19 protein-coding genes, 1 tRNA gene and 1 rRNA gene are annotated in these 17,477 nt (G+C 45.7%); 3 read left to right on the forward strand and 18 right to left on the reverse strand.

Annotated elements, in window-relative coordinates; genetic code table 11:
* Nucleotides 1-15 precede the first annotated feature (15 nt).
* The 15 genes from UF05_RS19475 to UF05_RS19545 form a co-directional block, all read right to left on the reverse strand.
* Entirely contained in the window at nucleotides 16-570 is a 555-nt protein-coding gene (locus UF05_RS19475; RefSeq protein WP_025571236.1) for a DUF6162 family protein, read from the reverse strand.
* Entirely contained in the window at nucleotides 567-887 is a 321-nt protein-coding gene (locus tag UF05_RS19480; RefSeq protein WP_005479615.1) for a hypothetical protein, read from the reverse strand. Before UF05_RS19480 ends, UF05_RS19475 begins: the two co-directional genes overlap by 4 nt.
* A gap of 42 nt (nucleotides 888-929) precedes the next feature.
* Nucleotides 930-1,760, reverse strand: a complete 831-nt coding sequence (locus UF05_RS19485; protein WP_005497841.1) for a DUF4198 domain-containing protein — start codon at nucleotides 1,758-1,760, stop codon at nucleotides 930-932.
* Between the two features lie 15 nt (nucleotides 1,761-1,775).
* Nucleotides 1,776-2,315: a DUF2271 domain-containing protein gene (locus tag UF05_RS19490; protein ID WP_025509846.1), complete on the reverse strand. Its 540-nt coding sequence runs from the start codon at nucleotides 2,313-2,315 to the stop codon at nucleotides 1,776-1,778.
* 23 nt (nucleotides 2,316-2,338) lie between these two features.
* Entirely contained in the window at nucleotides 2,339-2,968 is a 630-nt protein-coding gene (locus UF05_RS19495; protein ID WP_045546325.1) for a PepSY-associated TM helix domain-containing protein, read from the reverse strand.
* A 186-nt stretch (nucleotides 2,969-3,154) separates the two neighbouring features.
* A complete protein-coding gene (locus UF05_RS19500; RefSeq protein ID WP_045546326.1) occupies nucleotides 3,155-4,327 on the reverse strand; it encodes a tetratricopeptide repeat protein in 1,173 nt (390 codons plus the stop codon).
* Nucleotides 4,324-4,944, reverse strand: a complete 621-nt coding sequence (locus UF05_RS19505) for an energy transducer TonB (RefSeq protein ID WP_029800819.1) — start codon at nucleotides 4,942-4,944, stop codon at nucleotides 4,324-4,326. The genes UF05_RS19500 and UF05_RS19505 overlap by 4 nt, the downstream gene beginning before the upstream one ends.
* Nucleotides 4,944-5,348 carry an ExbD/TolR family protein gene (locus UF05_RS19510; RefSeq protein ID WP_005459364.1) on the reverse strand — a complete coding sequence of 135 codons (405 nt, stop codon included), beginning with the start codon at nucleotides 5,346-5,348 and terminating at the stop codon, nucleotides 4,944-4,946. Before UF05_RS19510 ends, UF05_RS19505 begins: the two co-directional genes overlap by 1 nt.
* The gene (locus UF05_RS19515) at nucleotides 5,345-5,899 is read right to left on the reverse strand and encodes a MotA/TolQ/ExbB proton channel family protein (RefSeq protein ID WP_045546327.1); all 555 of its coding nucleotides are present in this window, start codon (nucleotides 5,897-5,899) and stop codon (nucleotides 5,345-5,347) included. Before UF05_RS19515 ends, UF05_RS19510 begins: the two co-directional genes overlap by 4 nt.
* Complete coding sequence (locus UF05_RS19520) at nucleotides 5,899-7,266, reverse strand: MotA/TolQ/ExbB proton channel family protein (protein WP_005459330.1); 1,368 nt, start codon at nucleotides 7,264-7,266, stop codon at nucleotides 5,899-5,901. Before UF05_RS19520 ends, UF05_RS19515 begins: the two co-directional genes overlap by 1 nt.
* Complete coding sequence (locus tag UF05_RS19525) at nucleotides 7,267-8,034, reverse strand: DUF3450 domain-containing protein (protein ID WP_029797603.1); 768 nt, start codon at nucleotides 8,032-8,034, stop codon at nucleotides 7,267-7,269.
* 74 nt (nucleotides 8,035-8,108) lie between these two features.
* Nucleotides 8,109-10,202, reverse strand: coding sequence for a TonB-dependent siderophore enterobactin receptor PeuA (gene peuA, locus UF05_RS19530; RefSeq protein ID WP_045546328.1), 2,094 nt, complete (start codon nucleotides 10,200-10,202; stop codon nucleotides 8,109-8,111).
* A 208-nt stretch (nucleotides 10,203-10,410) separates the two neighbouring features.
* Nucleotides 10,411-11,784, reverse strand: a complete 1,374-nt coding sequence (locus UF05_RS19535; RefSeq protein WP_005459362.1) for a sensor histidine kinase — start codon at nucleotides 11,782-11,784, stop codon at nucleotides 10,411-10,413.
* Nucleotides 11,784-12,449 (reverse strand): response regulator transcription factor, encoded by a 666-nt coding sequence (locus UF05_RS19540; RefSeq protein ID WP_005459337.1) that lies wholly within the window; start codon nucleotides 12,447-12,449, stop codon nucleotides 11,784-11,786. The genes UF05_RS19535 and UF05_RS19540 overlap by 1 nt, the downstream gene beginning before the upstream one ends.
* 158 nt (nucleotides 12,450-12,607) lie before the next feature.
* Nucleotides 12,608-13,561 carry an L-lactate dehydrogenase gene (locus UF05_RS19545; RefSeq protein WP_025509841.1) on the reverse strand — a complete coding sequence of 318 codons (954 nt, stop codon included), beginning with the start codon at nucleotides 13,559-13,561 and terminating at the stop codon, nucleotides 12,608-12,610.
* Between the two features lie 256 nt (nucleotides 13,562-13,817).
* Here UF05_RS19545 and UF05_RS19550 point away from each other — a divergent pair, with 256 nt between their 5' ends.
* A complete protein-coding gene (locus UF05_RS19550) occupies nucleotides 13,818-14,528 on the forward strand; it encodes a glycerophosphodiester phosphodiesterase family protein (RefSeq protein ID WP_045546329.1) in 711 nt (236 codons plus the stop codon).
* 30 nt (nucleotides 14,529-14,558) lie between these two features.
* On the opposite strand, the gene UF05_RS19555 is transcribed toward UF05_RS19550, so the two are convergent.
* Nucleotides 14,559-15,041, reverse strand: coding sequence for a L,D-transpeptidase family protein (locus tag UF05_RS19555; RefSeq protein ID WP_025524850.1), 483 nt, complete (start codon nucleotides 15,039-15,041; stop codon nucleotides 14,559-14,561).
* Nucleotides 15,042-15,270: 229 nt separating this feature from the next.
* Here UF05_RS19555 and UF05_RS19560 point away from each other — a divergent pair, with 229 nt between their 5' ends.
* A complete protein-coding gene (locus tag UF05_RS19560; protein ID WP_020841687.1) occupies nucleotides 15,271-16,266 on the forward strand; it encodes a 2-hydroxyacid dehydrogenase in 996 nt (331 codons plus the stop codon).
* A gap of 83 nt (nucleotides 16,267-16,349) precedes the next feature.
* Nucleotides 16,350-16,706 carry a YibL family ribosome-associated protein gene (locus tag UF05_RS19565; RefSeq protein ID WP_005467110.1) on the forward strand — a complete coding sequence of 119 codons (357 nt, stop codon included), beginning with the start codon at nucleotides 16,350-16,352 and terminating at the stop codon, nucleotides 16,704-16,706.
* 487 nt (nucleotides 16,707-17,193) lie between these two features.
* On the opposite strand, the gene UF05_RS19570 is transcribed toward UF05_RS19565, so the two are convergent.
* Nucleotides 17,194-17,284: transfer RNA gene (locus UF05_RS19570), tRNA-Ser, on the reverse strand.
* A 69-nt stretch (nucleotides 17,285-17,353) separates the two neighbouring features.
* Nucleotides 17,354-17,469, reverse strand: a 5S ribosomal RNA gene (gene rrf / locus UF05_RS19575).
* Between the last annotated feature and the right edge of the window lie 8 nt (nucleotides 17,470-17,477).

Consider the following 17,477-nt stretch of genomic DNA (forward strand, 5'->3'; position numbering starts at 1 on the left):
ATTCTTTGAATTGAGTTAAGTGTGCGAAGGATGAGCAGAAGATGGAGAAGAGAGAATTAGCTGTTGCCACCCCTGTTGATGGCGATGGCTTTCTTCGCTCAATGTTGGGGTTGGCGCAAAACCATGGGCATCGATTAGCCAAATGTCGGCGTGGCTTTGACGACTGTCCAGAATCATTGATGCTGCTCCCTGCTCACTCTGTCTGATACCCAGATAGATCCCGTCACCAATGCTCTGCCATTGATGCGAACCTTTACGCTTCCAGTTTTGATCTTGAACAAAGGGAGCAATCCACAGTGACGCCATCTCTTCCGTATCTGGCCAAGTACCGGACTCTGCGTGTAAATCGCGCAGTTCTTCATGCGCCAGTTTTAGCTCGGCAATCAAACCGAGCTCTTCTTGGTGCAAGTCCGTGATTCGAATTTGATGAGAAAGCACTTCAGAATGGGGAGAATCAACTTGGTGCAGAGGCATCAAAACACTGGCGCAAGCAAGAATACCAGCGATGGTAAGTGCCACCCATTTCCCTTCTCGGCTACCGTTATCGGGACGAACTTTTTGCGTGATCATTTCTCTTTCAGCTCAACCACATCCACTTCAACTGGGCTTTCATGACCGGCATCGAAAACCAAGTAGAAATCAGTCTCTGGATGAGAAAACTCGGCAATAGAACGCTTGTCTGTTCTGACTTTGGCGATGAGGTTATCTTCGTAGTCGTACATTTCGACATCGTAATCGATCGCGGTTGAGCCATCAGAGTAGCCAGTTTCACAAATCACTTTATCTTGAGATAAATGACAACTCATTAGAGGAAAGTGAGCAGAAGCATGAAAGGAAGAAAATCCAGCCAATAGCAGAGCAGCTTTAAGAATAGAAGTGTTGTTCATGTTGATTCCAAAATGGCTCAGCGCTTGCTGAGCCTAATTCGATTAGTTGAGTAGAGTTTCAAACGTTAGGTGTACATTCGCGCTGGTTTTGTCAGCTAGCGGATGATTGTTCAACTCCCCTTTGTAGTTCGCTTTCATTAGATAGCGCCCTGCCACGTCTGGCGTAAAAGTAATTTTTCCGTCTTTATCACTCACCACGTCAATTTGCTCTTGATGGTTGCGATACAACGTTCCTTCACGCGTGATCTCTGCCGTCACACCTTGTTGAGGTTTGCCATCGAAGAAGAACTGGAACGTCACCGCTTCACCTTCAATGATGTCAGATGGGTGAGTCAGCGGTTTTAGCTCTAGCAATTTGCCTTCAATTTCTAACGCTTTTTCTGTTGGTTTACCGACCGTGATGTAGCTTTCTGCGCGGGTGTAGCTTAGCTGAGTCACCACATCACGCGTTTTTTCTGGTAGCACATCAGCGCGCTCAGCTTTATTGGCTCTAACCCACTTCACAGTATCGCGGCGACCTGCTTTGTACTGGGTGTAGTAGCTCGGCTCATTGTTGATCGCAACCTTATGCGTGCCCTCTTCAACAAAGAAGAAATCGAACATCGAACGACGCTTACCGCGTATTACAAAGTTCGGACGCTCAGAGCGCCCATCCGGCATGATGACAAAAGCTTGTTCGCTACCTGCTGGCTTATCGAATACAAATGTGCCATGAGAAGCGGTCACATCGAACGTGAGCCAATCACCACCTTCTTTAGAAACGGTAAAGTGCGAAGGCAAAACCCAACGAGGATGCGCTTGTGCCGTTGTCGCTGCAGCTAATCCCATTGCCATTACGCTTGCTAACGCCACTGCTTTCATTTTGGTTTTCATTGTTGTGTCCTTCTATCACTTAACTTGGTAATTGACGGTGATGACCCCCGTCTCTTGAGTTGGTTTGAGTTGGTAGCGCACCTCACTGTCCGCTAATGTCATTTTTTGGCGCAAGTAGTTGCGACCACCGTGTTCACGAACGACCTCAACATGTAAGGTATAGTCACCTTGCTCGAGGCGTTCGCCTGCGTCGTTAGTACCATCCCAAACAAATCGATACTGCCCAGCAGGGCGAGTCGCAGACGTCACAGCGTCAATCAGATCGCGATCATAACGACCCACTTTTCGCCACCAGCTGCGCATGTCTTTGAGCCACTCATCCTTACCGACCCAAAGCTGAATGGTTTTAACGGATTGACGTTGTTCATCTTCAACCCACACTGCGACGTAAGGACGGGCGTACATTGAGGTATCGATCTTTGGCAATTCAAATTCAAAGTCGATTTTGGCAGCATCAGGTAAAGGCGCAGCCAAAACTGGCCATGGTGCTAAAGCCGCAACTAACGCCGCTTTGCAAACTAGGTTTTGGCGAAGTAACTTGCCTGTGTTCAACATAAGCTTTTCTCTACAACTGGCTGTTAAGGCACAGCAACAAAATAAATGACAAGCGACAGCAACGAGCCAAAGCTCATCCACTGTAGTGATGTTCTGAACGTCTTTTTCTTCGGCAATAACAGGCATACACCGGTCAGGACGAAAAACACCATCAGCAGCGCAGTGATGTCGATAAACCACTTCCAAACATCACCACTGTTACGACCTTTATGCAGATCATTCAGCAGTGCCACCGCGCCATAATGGGTGGTTTCAATATCGGCGTCGCCAGTGGTCATATCAACGAAAACCGTGGCGTTGTAACCCGGCCCTTTGAAATCCAGAGAGAGCTCGCCAAGCACCAATTCACCTTGCTCCACTTCGGTATAAACGTCCAAAGCAGATGGAGTGCCGCGTAAAGCCACTTCTTGGGTCAAAAAGTCAATGAGTGCAACGCGGTTTGGCTGGAAGCTTTCGCCGTTCAAAAACAAGGTCTGCGGCGGGATGATGATGGTGTGCTGTTGAATGATGGGTTCTTTTCGCTCAAACAGCTCAGGACGATTTAGCGTGATGCCAGTGAGCGCAAAAAACAGCGTCACCAATAAAAGAGCCATCGAAATATAGATATGTAGACGGCGCGCCCACGTTTGAACACCTTTGCTTTTAAGCAACATAGAAAACAATCATCACCAATAAATGTGGAGCATAATTTAGGTGATAATCATTCTTATTGGCATTTAATTTACATTGTTTACGTTTAGTGGAGATGAAACGATAAACACCTTATAGAGCAAGGTAATTTAAGGCTCAAAAACAAAAAAGACCCGAGAATGACTTCGGGTCTTTTCATTTGTTCTGCGCTAAGAGCTTTGTGTCGCTTCCGATTTACGCCGTTGGGTTAAGTATTTCACCCAACTCTTGGCTTGATTCGATGGTTTGATTTCATTCGCACGTTTCGCATTCGCCAATGCGTCATCCAATCGATTCAACTTGTAGTAGGCTCTGGTTTTGATGAGCGCGACGTCAGCATTGCGACCTTTTACCTTATCCAAAGCAGCCAATGCTTGTTGGTAGTGGCCTTCTTGAACAAGTAGCTGAGAGTAGTTCCAGTAGTATTTAGAATCCAACTTCGCGGCAATTCGCCAACTATCGATGGATTTATCCCACTCTTTTGCCATCTGCCAATAGGTCGCCTGCTGAGCTTTTAACTGGCTATCGACGTTAAGGTCTTCCAACTGCTCCATAATTAAAGCAGCACGCTCCGGGATTCCACGTTTCGCATAAAGCTGTGCCAGCAGTTTAAAATCATCTTGACTGAGCGCGACACCTTGTAGCTTGGCTAAAGCCATTGCATCTAGCGCGCGTTTGCTGTCATCGACACGTAAATGCAAAGCGACGAGCTGACGCCACCACTCAACTCGTTCAGGCTCAATTGCAATCAAACGTTTGATGGTGACAATAGCAGGCTGCCACTTTTTGAGTTCCAGTTCAGACGAAAGCTTAATCGACAATGGACCGAGTTCATCCGGCTGACCAAACTTCTCGTAGCGACCCATCGCTGATAACACTTTATTCCATTGGCTCAACTGGTAATGCGATTGTGCGATGCGCAGCCAAACTTCATGAGCTTTCTGGTTTTTAGGTACGGCTTTACTCAACTCGTAATAGTGCGGCAAGGCTTTAGCAAACTGTTGTTCGTTCAACAAAATATCCGCTAGCATTTTACGTGTTTGCCACGCTTGCTCGTCTTGCAATAAACCGCTGCTTACCGCGAAATCCAGTTGCTTGATAGCAGGCTTAACTTGCTCATTCTGCCAATAAAAAATACCGAGCATACGAGCAACAAACGCTTGATCGTAGCCACGCGATAGGTCTAACGATTCGAGAGTTGAGATCGCTTCTTTAAACTTCTCTTCTTGAGCTAAGCTGTGCGCACGCTGCACTCTAGATGCGGTGTACTGGCTAAGCTCTTGAGCTATCGCACTGGCTGCGGTCAAACTAAGCAGCGTTGTGATTAAGAATTTCTTCATCATTTGCCTAATTTGAACTCCACTTTTGCGGTTTGTCCGAACTGCTCAATCGACACACCATTTTCAACTTTGGATTGGTATTTCCACTTCTTCAACGCGCTAATGGCTTCTTTTTCAAACATACGCTTTGGCTCTGCATCGATCACTTCAATGTCTTTTGGACGACCCGTCGTGTCAATCGTAAAGCGCATGATCACATAGCCTTCAACCTTGCGTTTTAATGCTTTACTTGGGTAACGAGGTTCAACTTTATACAGCGGTAACGCTTGTTGATTGCCCATGGTTCCCTTTAGGTTTGGCGCATTAATCGCAATACCATCTAACGCCGTGTTTAACCCAAGCGCGCTGATCGGTGTTACTTGGCTCATCGGCTCCACTTGCGTGTTGGCTTGAGACAACTCCATCGGCTCTGGTGCTTGAGGTGGCTCTGGCTGCTCTGGTACTGAACGTTGACGACGCTGCACATCGGCATCGTTTTCAACCATGACCATATCAAAACGCACTGCCTCAGACGGTTTTGGTGTGCGTTGATTGCCGTTATCGACCATCCACGCCATAAAGCTAAACAAACTCACGGCGATCAATAATGACGCTGGTAACGCAATTAACAGCCTACCCATTAAGGTTTCTCCGCTGCCAGTGCAATGTTCTTCACGCCAGCACCTTTAGCGGCATCCATCACTTTCACAACGGTGCCGTTGTAAGCGTGCTCATCAGCCTGAATCACTAACGATGCATCTGGCTGGTCTAGCAATAGGTGCTCAATAGATGCTTCTACGCGTTCCAGATCGACCAAGCGTTTGTCGATGTATACATCGTTTGCTGCCGTAATGGCGATGAAAATACCTGCGTCTTTTTGACTGACCACGTTCGATGCTTGAGGGCGGTTCACTTCCACGCCAGACTCTCGCACGAAAGAGCTGGTAACAATAAAGAAAATCAACATGATAAATACAATATCAAGCATCGATGTTAAATCGACTTGAGCTTCGTCTTGTTGATTTGGTCTGCGTCCGAGTCTCACTTCTGACTCCTTAAAGATTGTTCTAATTGGATCGCTTTACGTTCACATACTTTGCTTAAACGAGCATATACAAACATGCCCGCCAATGCTGCCACCATACCTGCCATAGTAGGCAGCGTTGCTAAAGAGATGCCCGAAGCCATCAATTTTGGATCGCTGCTGCCTTGTGAGGCCATCACGTCAAAAACGGTAATCATGCCAGTGACAGTACCCAACAGACCAAGCATGGGACAAATGGCCACCAATAACTTGATCGTCGAAAGGTTTTGGCGCAATTCGATTTGTGCCTTTGCAATCCATCCATCGCGGATTTGATGTGCATACCAAGAGTGGTGCTCTGGCCGTGCCTGCCACTGTTCACGAAGCTCTTTGTTTACCTTCGGAAATACCGTCGTTAAGTAAACCACTCGCTCCATAACCAGTAACCAACACACCGCTACAACGGCTGCCAACCACCATAGGATTTGGCCACCTTGCTGCATAAAGCTCATCAAGGTATTGGCCCAATCCTCACTGATCAAACCCAAAGTGTTGAGTAGGATCTGCTCCATTATGCTGCGTTCTCCGCTATCGTGTTACGGTTGCCTTTGTTGTTAGACATATCGCGCTCTGCTTGTTCAGCAACTAAGCCAATACCCTGCTTTTCTAGAATGTTGCGAATGCTCTCGGCTTGAGAACTCAGCACATTATGCGCCAGAAGCAGTGGCATTGCGGCTACCAAGCCGAGAACCGTTGTCACCAACGCCATCGAAATACCGCCCGCCATGACTTTTGGATCGCCATTACCAAACTGAGTGATCACTTGGAATGTTTCGATCATGCCCGTTACCGTACCTAGCAGACCCAACATTGGTGCCAGCGCTGCAAGCAGTTTGAGCATCGATAGTCCTTTTTCAAGGTGCGTTTGCTCATCAACCACCGCCTCAAGTAGACGCAATTCTAATGCTTCGACACTTCGATGTTTGTCGTTTTGATAAACAGAAAGAACGCGACCTAGAGGGTTATCTTCTGCTTTGGTTGGATTCTTTAGCTGCTTCGCGATTTTTTGGCGCGCAATGAAAAGAGACACACCGCGAACCAACGCGATAATCAAACCAATCGCTAATAGAACAAGGATGATCTGGCCAACTACGCCACCCGCATTTAGACGATCTTTCAGCGTTGGCGAGTTCGCTAGTTGTTCTAAAAGAATGCCACGCGATGGATCAATAACTAACGAATCCAATTCGCCGTTGGTGAATGCGCTCGCTGTCGGACCATTTTCTGGCTGACGCAAATAGTTCACTGCGTCACCACGCTGGCCGTTCCATTTCACATAGCCATTGTCATCAAGTAGTGCCATTGCGCCAAGACGAACACCATTGACTGTCTGTTCTTTACCTTCTCCATCGAGCAAAGTGAAAGAGACCTTCGCCAGTTCGCCACTTGCGGTAACTTGCTCTTCCATACTGCGCCACATCGCTTGCAGTTGCTTCAACGTCGGTAGAGACTTCGCCGCGACAATAGCTTCAATGTCTTTTTGATATGAGTTGGCATCTACGCCTGTCACTGCGTGTTTCAGTTCTGACTCAAGCTCTTTCGCGTTTTGACGAACAACACCAAATAGTTCGCCTAGGCTGCCCGTTTCTAAACGCAATTTTTCTTCTAGCTGAGCCAGTTCCGCTTCATTTTCACTAAACGTGACGCTTAATGTATCAGCTTCGGCTTGAAGGGCTGCACGTTCAGCAACGAGCTTGTTTTTAATTGCTTGCAGCTCTTGTTCGGTTTTCTTGAAACCCGATTCACGTGACGCATTGTGCGTTTGCTGCTGACGATTTTCTTGCTGCGCTTTTTGCAACAACGTATCACTCGCGAACGTCGTGTGAGGCATCATCGCCGCGGTTGAGATAAGAGCAACCGATAGCCATTTCTTGATCATTTACTTGCCCTCCGCAACCGTTAGTGACACTGGCAGAGTTAACATACTCGGTGCAATTTGTTTGTTTGCCATAGCAAACGCCTTATCTAGCTCGGTCTTTTGTTCCGAACCAACAGGCTGCCAGGCTTGTTGCTGTTGCGACCAACTCCAGAATTTGTCACCAGACAGGCTACGCGCAACCAAAGATACACGGCCCAAGTAAAGGACATCAGCTTCCACTTTTTCGTTCGCATCTAGGTTAATTTTGCCTTGGTAGATACCAAGCTTGGTGCCGTAGTCCATTTCAATTTGGTAGGCTTCTAGGATTCGACGGAATTTCTCTGCGTCGGCAACATCAGCTCGCGTCATCAGATCATCAAGCTTCGCAATGCGTTCTTCACGCTGAGCTTTACGAATAGGTTTGTCGCTGGCCACTATACGCTTGAGTCCTTCAAGCATGTGATACATCAATGGCACGACACCCTGACGAGTTTGAGCAATCTGCTCAATTTGCTCGTTCAAACTGTTCACTTCTTGATGTTGGCTTTCGACCAAACTTGAAAGATGATCACGATAAATCTTCAAGTTGCTGACTTCTTCCTGAAGCTGTTCGATTTCCGCTTCCAGCGTCAGAGACTTTTCTGCGCTTGCATCAATACGTTTTTGGCTAACCGCTGATGCTTGGTTAGTTTTACTCTGCACTGCTTGTGCATCGTTTAAGTTCGCTGCGTGGGCAGGAATCAAAACGGATGAGATCAACAGAGCGATACTTGATTTCATTAGATTCATACGAGTTTAAATGCTATTTCCTAAAAACGACTAAAGGGGAAGACCAAACTTCCCCTTTACTAACCAAATTGTTATCAGTACTTGAACTGGATGGTTGCCATGTAGTTGCGGCCTTCTCCAACCACTACTCCACTCGCACCTTCTTGATTGCTATTCGTACTACCACCACCTGCTAGGTAGTCTGTGTCGAATAAGTTTTCGACATTGAATCGAGCAATGATATCCAAGTTTTCATCGTACTTATGCTTGTATGACACGCCCATATCAATGCGAGCGTAGCCATCTTTCTTGAAGGTATTCGCTGCATCACCGTAGCGATCACCTTCATAAATCAAACCGAGGTTTAGGTTCGTATTGTCCTGAACCCTGTAGCTAGACCATAGACTTGCCGAGAACTCTGGCACATCGGCAGGGCGGTTGCCTTCAAATCTTTCTGCCTTCTTCAACTCGGCATCCAAGTACATTGCAGAAGCGGTTAGCGACAACTCTGGAGTCACAAAACCTTGAGCCATTAACTCAGCACCTTTGTGAACTTGCTCACCACCTTGCGTTTTCTTGTGTAGGAGCTGATTACTAGCATCTTTACCACTTTCAACATCCAGCGAGATATTTTCTAACGTGATATCAAATACAGCACCTGATACAAATAAACGCTGATCAAACAGTTCCCACTTCGTACCAATCTCATAAGAGATACCACGCTCAGCGTCGAGTTTCTCACCATCATTGATGTAAGTACGACTACCGTTGCTGACTTCACCTTGCGGCATAAAACTCTCAGAGTATTGCACGTAAATCGAACCATTCGATGTCGGGTGGAAAATCACGCCTAACTTTGGAGAAACTTGGTTCTCTGTTAGCGAATCTTCACGCTTTTCGTCATAACGAGCACCCGCAAGTACTTGCCAGTAATCGTTAATCGTCATCATGTTTTGCGCGTAAATACCCCAAGTGTCATGCTCGCCTCTTGGGTATTTTTTCGAGCGTACGGTTCCAGGACGAGTAACTGTCGTGCCTGCCGCTACATCCTCTCCTGCATGGAAAGCCATAAAGCGGTCGTATTTGTAGTCGAGGTAGTTCGCCCCCACCAAAAACGTATTTTCTGTACCCAACAAAGAGAAATTGGTTGTCACGTCTAAGTACGCGGTATCGAATACCCAGTTATCTGTGCGCTCGTTCCCTTTATGTCGAATCACACCCTCTTTGTCATAATTGTCAAACTTAGGGTAAGACTCTACATCAAAACGCTTAAAGTCTTGACGGTTGTAACCCGCTTTCACATTCACGTTATCAGTCACTTGAGCATTAATATCGATACCGTAGTTTTCTACGTCGTTATCAATTTTTGACCACTGAGCGTCCCAGATGTACTTATCACCACGAACTGGCTTTCCGTCCACGATGTAAGCACCTGAATCTACGCTACCTTCGTCTTTTGTACGGTCATAATGCGCTGACACCATGATGTTTTCAGTAATGTCATACTCAACAACTAGGCCACCCACAACACGGTCAGTTTGCGGCTTTGTGCCATCGCCATACGTACGCCAAGAGCTGTAGTTTTCTTTCGCAAAAATAGCGCGAGCACGTAGCGTTTCTGCGTCATTTAAAGAACCACTTACATCAAGTACGGTACGCGAATGTTCGTTTGAACCGATATCTTGGCTCAAGCTGACCTGTGTTTGTGTTGTTGGTTTCTTAGAAACCATGTTTACTAAGCCACCCGGCTCAGACTTACCATAAAGTAGACCAGATGGACCTTTTAGCACTTCAACGCGCTCTAAAAGCTCAATTGGCTGACGGTAATGTGACCAGTGCTGACGACCATCACGTAGGAAGCCATCAGAGCTACTTAGTTCAAAACCACGTAGCGAGAAACGTTCACGGTTACGGCTAGTTCCACCCGCGCTTACACTCGCGTCATTACGTAACACTTCACCTAGTGTACTTGCGCGTTGCTCATCGATGACGGTTTCGTCGATGACCGCTACCTGTCCCGGAGTTTCTAGCTGCGTCATTTCCATACGCATCGCTGTACTGTTGGTATCAGCTTTGTAGCCGAACTCGCGACCTTCTACAACTAGGTGCTCATCTGTTTGAACGTTTGCCACTGCAGGCGCTGCTAGCACCGCACCGATCACTAATGCCAAATGGCTCTTAGTAAACATATCCTTTCACTCCGATTATTTTCGGGTCGCACATTCAGTGAATGTGATTCCCTCTTATTTATTTTGCGAGTGAATATAAGTGATAAGTATTACCATTTGCATTAAATTTACATTCTTTGCATTTGCAAAGTTTTGTAAAGAACTCTCTGATGAAGAACCGCTCATACGAGATCCAGATCACAAATCGAGTTCACTTCATTGTTACCCGTTATTGTCTGAACACCAAACTCACGGTTAAACCACCTTGAGAACGATTCTCTGCATTGACGGAACCACCCATCATTCGCATCGATTCCTTAACGATCGCCAGTCCAAGGCCGTATCCACCAAGCTTTTTGTCTCGCGAGGCATCCAAGCGGGTAAACGGGTTAAAGATATCGGATAACTTGTTCTCTGGGATGCCTGGCCCATCGTCAGAGACAGACATAACCAGATAAGCCTGCCCATTGATTTCTTGATTAGTCAGAGTCACTTCGATCCGAGCATCTTCACCCGCGTATTTGATAGCGTTGCCAACTAGATTATTCAGACAACGCACCACGAGAGTATCTTCACAGTAAGCTCTCGGCTCGGTCACACGTGAAATAAATACAATGCTCTGTGATTCCCTCAAATCGATTTTGCAACGCTCAACTTGTGGGGCTAGTAGCACTTCAAGATCGCTACGCTTGGTCTCTTTGTCGTAGCGAGCATTCTCAAGGCGACTAAATTCCAAAATGTCACTGATTAGATGATTCAGCTCTTTGGCTTCGTCTTCCAACCGCGTCACTAGTTCTTGTTCGCTTTCACCAACTCTTTTACGCAATAGGTGCAAAACCAAGTTCTGTCTAGCAAGAGGCGTTCTTAGTTCATGGGACACATCGCGAATCAAAAGACGTTGCTTCTCCGCTAGCGAGTGAATCTCTTTCGTCATGTGGTCAAAGTCTTGCGCGAGTTCATTAAATTCTCGCGTGTTGGACTTTAGCTCCTGCACAACACTGACATTAAAATCGCCGTTAGAAAGCTTCTTGCTCGCCTCTCTGAGTCTGTCCAACGGTTGCTGTAAGTTGCGAGCCATTAAAAGCGAGAACAAAGCCAAAATCACGGCGGCAATCACCACTTTGATAATGGAAAAGTACAGTATGAAGTCATTCGCAGGATGTAAGCGATGTGGCAGTTGAATGACTAAGTTGTGCTGCTGAACCAATGGAATGCTGATGATTGGTCGATTCACTTTGTCTTCCAATTGATCATCAATACTGCGTTTGAATTGGAGCTTGAATTCAAAATGTGGATGCATGAGACGATGCGTCACCGGTTGAAGTTGCTCGTTCAGTACAAACAAATAGAACTGCTGCGCGTTCGCCCAATCAGCCAACTCATCCATGTCGCCATGTTCAATCAGCACGTTGGCTTGGTGAGCAAGATCCAACATTTCCATTTTGACGCTATTTGGAACTTTCAACATGGCTTTCACCAAGGCTTGTTCCGCTAAGGCTTGCACCAGCAAAATGCTGATGACTATCGCGGTCATGTAACTGAAAAGCTTAAACGCAAGGCTGTCTTTGCGCTTTGCTATGTAGGATGGACACACCAGTTTCATCACGCGCCCACAGATTCTAAATAACTGTAGCCTTTGCCTCGAAACGTTTTGATGTGCTGTTTAGATAAGCCCGCTTCAACCAATTTTCGGCGAATGTTACTGATGTGCATATCTAGGTTGCGATCAAACGGGCTGAGTTCTTTTTTCAACACTTCTGTCTGTAGCTCAGCTTTGGAGATCACCACGCCTTGATTCTTAACCAAATGGCTTAAAAGCTCCGCTTCAGTGCTGGTCAACGGTAAGCTGGTTAGCTGATCACTGATACTCTGGGCGGTATTACAAATAGTTTGGCGTTGACGCTCCAAGCCCACTCGACGCAAGATCGCTTTGATGCGCATTAGCAACTCAGCAACATTGAATGGCTTACCAATGTATTGATCGGCACCCGCTTGATAGCCATCCAGCATCGAGTTTTCATCGTTCAATGCAGTAAGCATCAGAATTGGTGTAGCAAATCGTTGGCAAATACGACGAGCAACTTGCATCCCATTTAAGTTTGGCAACATCACATCGAGTAACACTAAATCGACTGGCGTTTTCTCCATGTACTGCAGCGCGCTTTCACCACAATGCACAGAAGAGACGGTATATCCTTCATCTTGCAAAACTACTTCTAAAAGCTCACACAAAGGAACGTCATCATCAACAATCAGAACTCGAGACATGCCAAATTACCACTCAAATAAAAATGGTTCGCATTCTATTACTCATTTGCAAATTAAACAACCATAGTTTATGGGGCTTTTCTCTGTTTGGAAGACACAAAAAAGCCTACTAAACAGTAGGCTAGATAAGACAATACGGAGAATTTCTTTGTTTACAATCAGCACTTCAAACCTGTCGATTGCGCGACATTCTCAACAATGGATCTCAAGTTCACACTAATAGAGTGTAATGTTTCAAGCTCCTCTTCTGTAAACGGGTGAGTAAGAACCGACTCTGCACCTTTTTTCCCGACCACCGTCGGTAGACTTAGCACGACGCCACTCACACCATATTGACCCGACATCATCGTGCCAACTGGCAACACAGAGCGCTCATTGATTTTTATGGCTTGAATGATTCGAAATACGCTGGCTGCAATACCATGCACCGTATTGTGTTTGCGACGAAATATCTCGTAACCCGCTTGCTTAACCGCTTCGAGCAACTCATCAGCATCTATTCTCTCGATATTGTGCGTATCGCAATAATAATCCGCAGGCTGGCCAGCAATAGAGATCAAACTCTTTGGTGTGAAACAGTGGCTTCCGTGCTCTCCCAGTACATAACCAAATATGTTTTTAGGGTCAAGATCCACACGGTTAGCAACAATGCTCATCAAGCGGGCTGTATCGATCACACACCCGCTGCTGATCACTTTGTTTGGCTCAAAGCCCGTATTGGTAGTAATAAAATGAGCAACAATGTCACAAGGGTTGGACACGACAATCAAAACCGCCTTTGGCGCAACACGCTCTATTTTGCTAGCGATCTCGACGCCAATCTTCGCGTTGACTTCCGCGATATCTAAACGTGTTTGTCCTTGTTGAATTTGCGCACCTGCCGTTATCACAACAATATCGGCACCTAACAAATCGAGGTAATCATCTGAGGGAATAATGCGGGTATTTTTGGAAAAGGTTAACGCCGCAGTGTGACGAAAATCGAAGACTTCCCCTTCAGCTCTTTCTAAGTTTTGGTCTAACAGAACAAGTTCACTGACGCTGCCTAGCGTGAGCAAATAATTGCAAACACCAACTCCAACGGCGCCAGCGCCAATCACACCAATTTTCATCTTACTCTCCCTGAAAAATGCGGCTCTTGAAAGATACGTCGCTCTTTAAAAATGAGCGGCAAGAGCATAAAAGTCCAACGTCATTTTGTAGCTCAGAATCTGTTACCAATCTAGTCTTTCATTTCCGCACCATGCTTGTTTGATGAAAATTACACCGTTGAATCGTGACGTTACCGCCCTGAAGAAGCCTTTCACCTCTATATCAACGGCCAAAAGCGAGTACAATCTGGATATCTAATCCAAGAAGGCAAACAAAATGGAAACTCTGTTAATTGGTCACCGCGGCGTTGCCGGCTCGTTCCCAGAAAATACAAAAGTCAGCGTTCAAGCTGCAATTGATCTCGGCCTAAAATGGGTAGAAGTGGATGTTCAGCCAACAAAAGATAACGTACTTGTGGTTTGCCACGATCATACGTTAAATCGATGCAGCAATGGCAAAGGGCGAGTTGATGCGCATACGTTGGAAGAACTAAGACAATTAGATTTCGGTGGCTGGTTCAGCGAAGATTTTGCTGGCGAAAATATCATGACTCTTGAGGAGCTATTAAGCTTGGCTACTGAGCGAGGTCTAAATCTGAATATTGAAGTTAAAGTAGACCGCCATCCAGCGGATGACGTCGCACAAACGCTCGCAAAAGTGCTTACCGAAAGTTCAATGCCTAAAGAGAACCTTTTACTCTCAAGCTTTAGTCATGATGTCATCAGAGCACTTTACCAGCATTGCGAAGGTTATCGTTTGGGTGTTTTAAGTGAGTTTTTTACAAAAAAAGACGGGCTATTGTTAGATGAAGTTAAAGCGTACAGCTGTAACCTAAATATTAACTGGGTTCGTTCGCGTCAGATCATTAAGCTGCAAGAAGCGGGCTATAAGGTCATGTGCTACACGGTCAACAACCCGAATAAGCTCAAGCACCTTCCGCAATTAGATGGCATTTTTAGTGACCATCCAAAACGTTTTATGAAGTAACCTTTCAAAGCTCCCGTGGGATAACGAGTCCTACCACTCGATCGTGATCGGTGTTCCCATGGTGACAAGCTGGATGAATTCATCCATTTCTTCATTGGTGAGCGCAATACACCCGTTGGTCCAATCAAAACTCTGAATAAAGCTAGGATCTTGCGTCTCACCATTCTTTAAACCATGAATTTTAATGTTCCCACCCGGGGAGACACCTCTCCGGTGCGCCTCTAACGTGTCAATAGCATCGGGATAGCTAATGTGCACCGAGCGATAAAACGCAGAATCCTCAATCACGTAATCGAGCGTGTAACTGCCTTCTGGCGTTCGGTTGTCGCCTTCTTCTTGCTTATGGCCTTTAGGACTGGCACCCAATGCAATACGATATTCTTTTAGTATGATGCCATCTTCCATCAAGTACATTCTGCGTTTCGATTTATCAACTTTAACCAGATCGACAGCGGCGTGCGTACTGAACGTAACCAATCCACACAGAATTAAAGCACACCATTTTATCGACATTGCCAGAACGCCCAAACCAAGAGTCAGAAGGAAATAAAAGAGAAGCTATGCTAGTCAGATGATGCTCACAAAGCAATCTGATTATAACGTTGAGACGTAAAAAAGACGGTGCTAATCGCATCTTGATATTACTGAGATTTAAGCAAAGATTTCACTATTCATTAGGCCTAAGTTACATTACTTTATAAGTAGATTTATTTATAAAACCCATACTTTTTGGGAGGGAACTATGATTAACATTGCTTTTTTTAGTGCAAAATCCTACGACGAAGCCTCTTTTAATAAAATTAAGAACAATCGCGACTTCGAATTTCACTATCACGACTTTCGACTCACCGAAAAAACCGCAAAAATGGCGCACGGTTGTGACGTGGTGTGCGCTTTCGTCAATGATGATCTTTCTGCTCCCGTTCTAAAACAACTTTCTTTGGGCGGAACAAAACTCATTGCGATGCGTTGTGCTGGCTTCGATAAAGTAGATCAACAAGCGGCTAAAGAGCTTGGCCTTCAAGTTGTGCGAGTGCCTGCATACTCTCCCGAAGCGGTCGCCGAGCATACCGTCGGTTTGATGATGTGTTTGAATCGTCGTCTCCACAAAGCGTATCAACGCACCCGTGATGCCAACTTCTCTTTAGAAGGATTAGTTGGCTTCAACTTTTTCGGCAAAACCGTTGGCGTTATCGGCACAGGCAAGATTGGTATCGCCACGATGCGAATCTTTAAAGGCTTAGGAATGGAACTGCTTTGCTACGACCCTTACGAAAATCCTCTGGCTTTAGAAATGGGTGCACGATACTGCTCTCTTGAAGAGATTTACGCCAATGCAGATGTTATCTCTCTTCACTGTCCAATGAGCGAAGAAAACTACCATCTATTGAACGAAAACGCTTTTGCTCAAATGAAAGATGGCGTGATGATCATCAATACAAGCCGAGGTGAGTTACTCGACTCTGTCGCCGCTATCGAAGCACTTAAACAGGGTAAGATTGGCGCTCTCGGTTTAGATGTGTACGACAACGAAAAGGACTTGTTCTTCCAAGATAAATCCAACGACGTTATCGTGGATGATGTTTTCCGCCGCTTATCGGCATGCCACAACGTTCTGTTCACTGGCCATCAAGCTTTCTTAACTCACGAAGCGCTGAATAACATAGCATCTGTGACATTGAACAACGTAGAAACCTTCTTCTCCGGCCAAGTTTCAGGGAATGAACTAATCAAGTAAACATAGAATCGAGGAGGATAGTAGAGCGTAGATTTTCAGCTATGCTATACTCCTCGACCATTAAAAAATTGAGTCTATTTACCATGAGCATTAAAACTGATATTCAAAAGCTGCATAACCGCGTAGATACCTGCCAACGTAAACTGGATGCAGCACGTTCTCGTGGTGATCACGAAATGATTTCTAAATTCACGGATGAAGTTGAAGATCTAACAAAGAAGCTTAACCAACTTAAGCACAAACAAACATACGAACTAAATAAAGAACGTAAAAGCCTGTTAGATATGCCATTCTCTCGTGAAATCACTAAAGCAGAACAGGCAGACATCGGTAAACTGAAGAAACGCGTACGCGGCCTAGTTATCGTTCACCCTATGACCAAAATGGGTAAAGAACTACGCCTAGACGTGATGACTGGCTTCGCACCGAAAGAGTTCTAATACACTCGACAAACACATTAAATGTAAGAACGCCCAAGCCCATCGCTTGGGCGTTTTTGTATCTGAATTAACTAGAGAAAAGGGAAGTTGAATAGCTGCAAGGTGTGCAACACTAAAACTCAAGTTGCCAGCCACTCAATCTCACAGCGTTTAAGGCTTGCTGCTTTAGAAAGCGTCACTTTAGTAGGTTCGAAAGCTTTAATGGAACATCTGTATGCTAAAAATCATTCATTTAAGAACAAACCTTGTATTGAATATTAGAACAAGGCCGCCTAGCTTGGAGGGGATCTCAACCGGGGATTTGCTAAACCTCTATCATTTCCAGTTTGTGCTGAAATAAAAAAGCCTCGCTATTTCTAGCGAGGCTTCTTAATTGTACTGAGAGTCAGGGTCACGGCCGACTTGGGATTAAATACAAACCCCATCTAATTCTCAAACGTCGAAAATGACGAAAGCCTGCAAATTACTTTGCAGGCTTTCTTTATAGTGGCGGAGAGATAGGGATTTGAACCCTAGATACGCTATTAACGTATGCCGGTTTTCAAGACCGGTGCTTTCAACCACTCAGCCATCTCTCCACAAATTTTCATCATCAGATTAGTACACTGAAGATGTTGTTACACGTAGTACGGGTAACGATATTTAAAGCCTGGCGATGTCCTACTCTCACATGGGGAAGCCCCACACTACCATCGGCGCTATTTCGTTTCACTTCTGAGTTCGGAATGGAATCAGGTGGGTCCAAAACGCTATGGTCGCCAAGCAAATTCT

The sequence above is a fragment of the Vibrio sp. S457-15 genome (genome assembly GCF_000960545.1).
Classification (GTDB): domain Bacteria; phylum Pseudomonadota; class Gammaproteobacteria; order Enterobacterales; family Vibrionaceae; genus Vibrio; species Vibrio parahaemolyticus.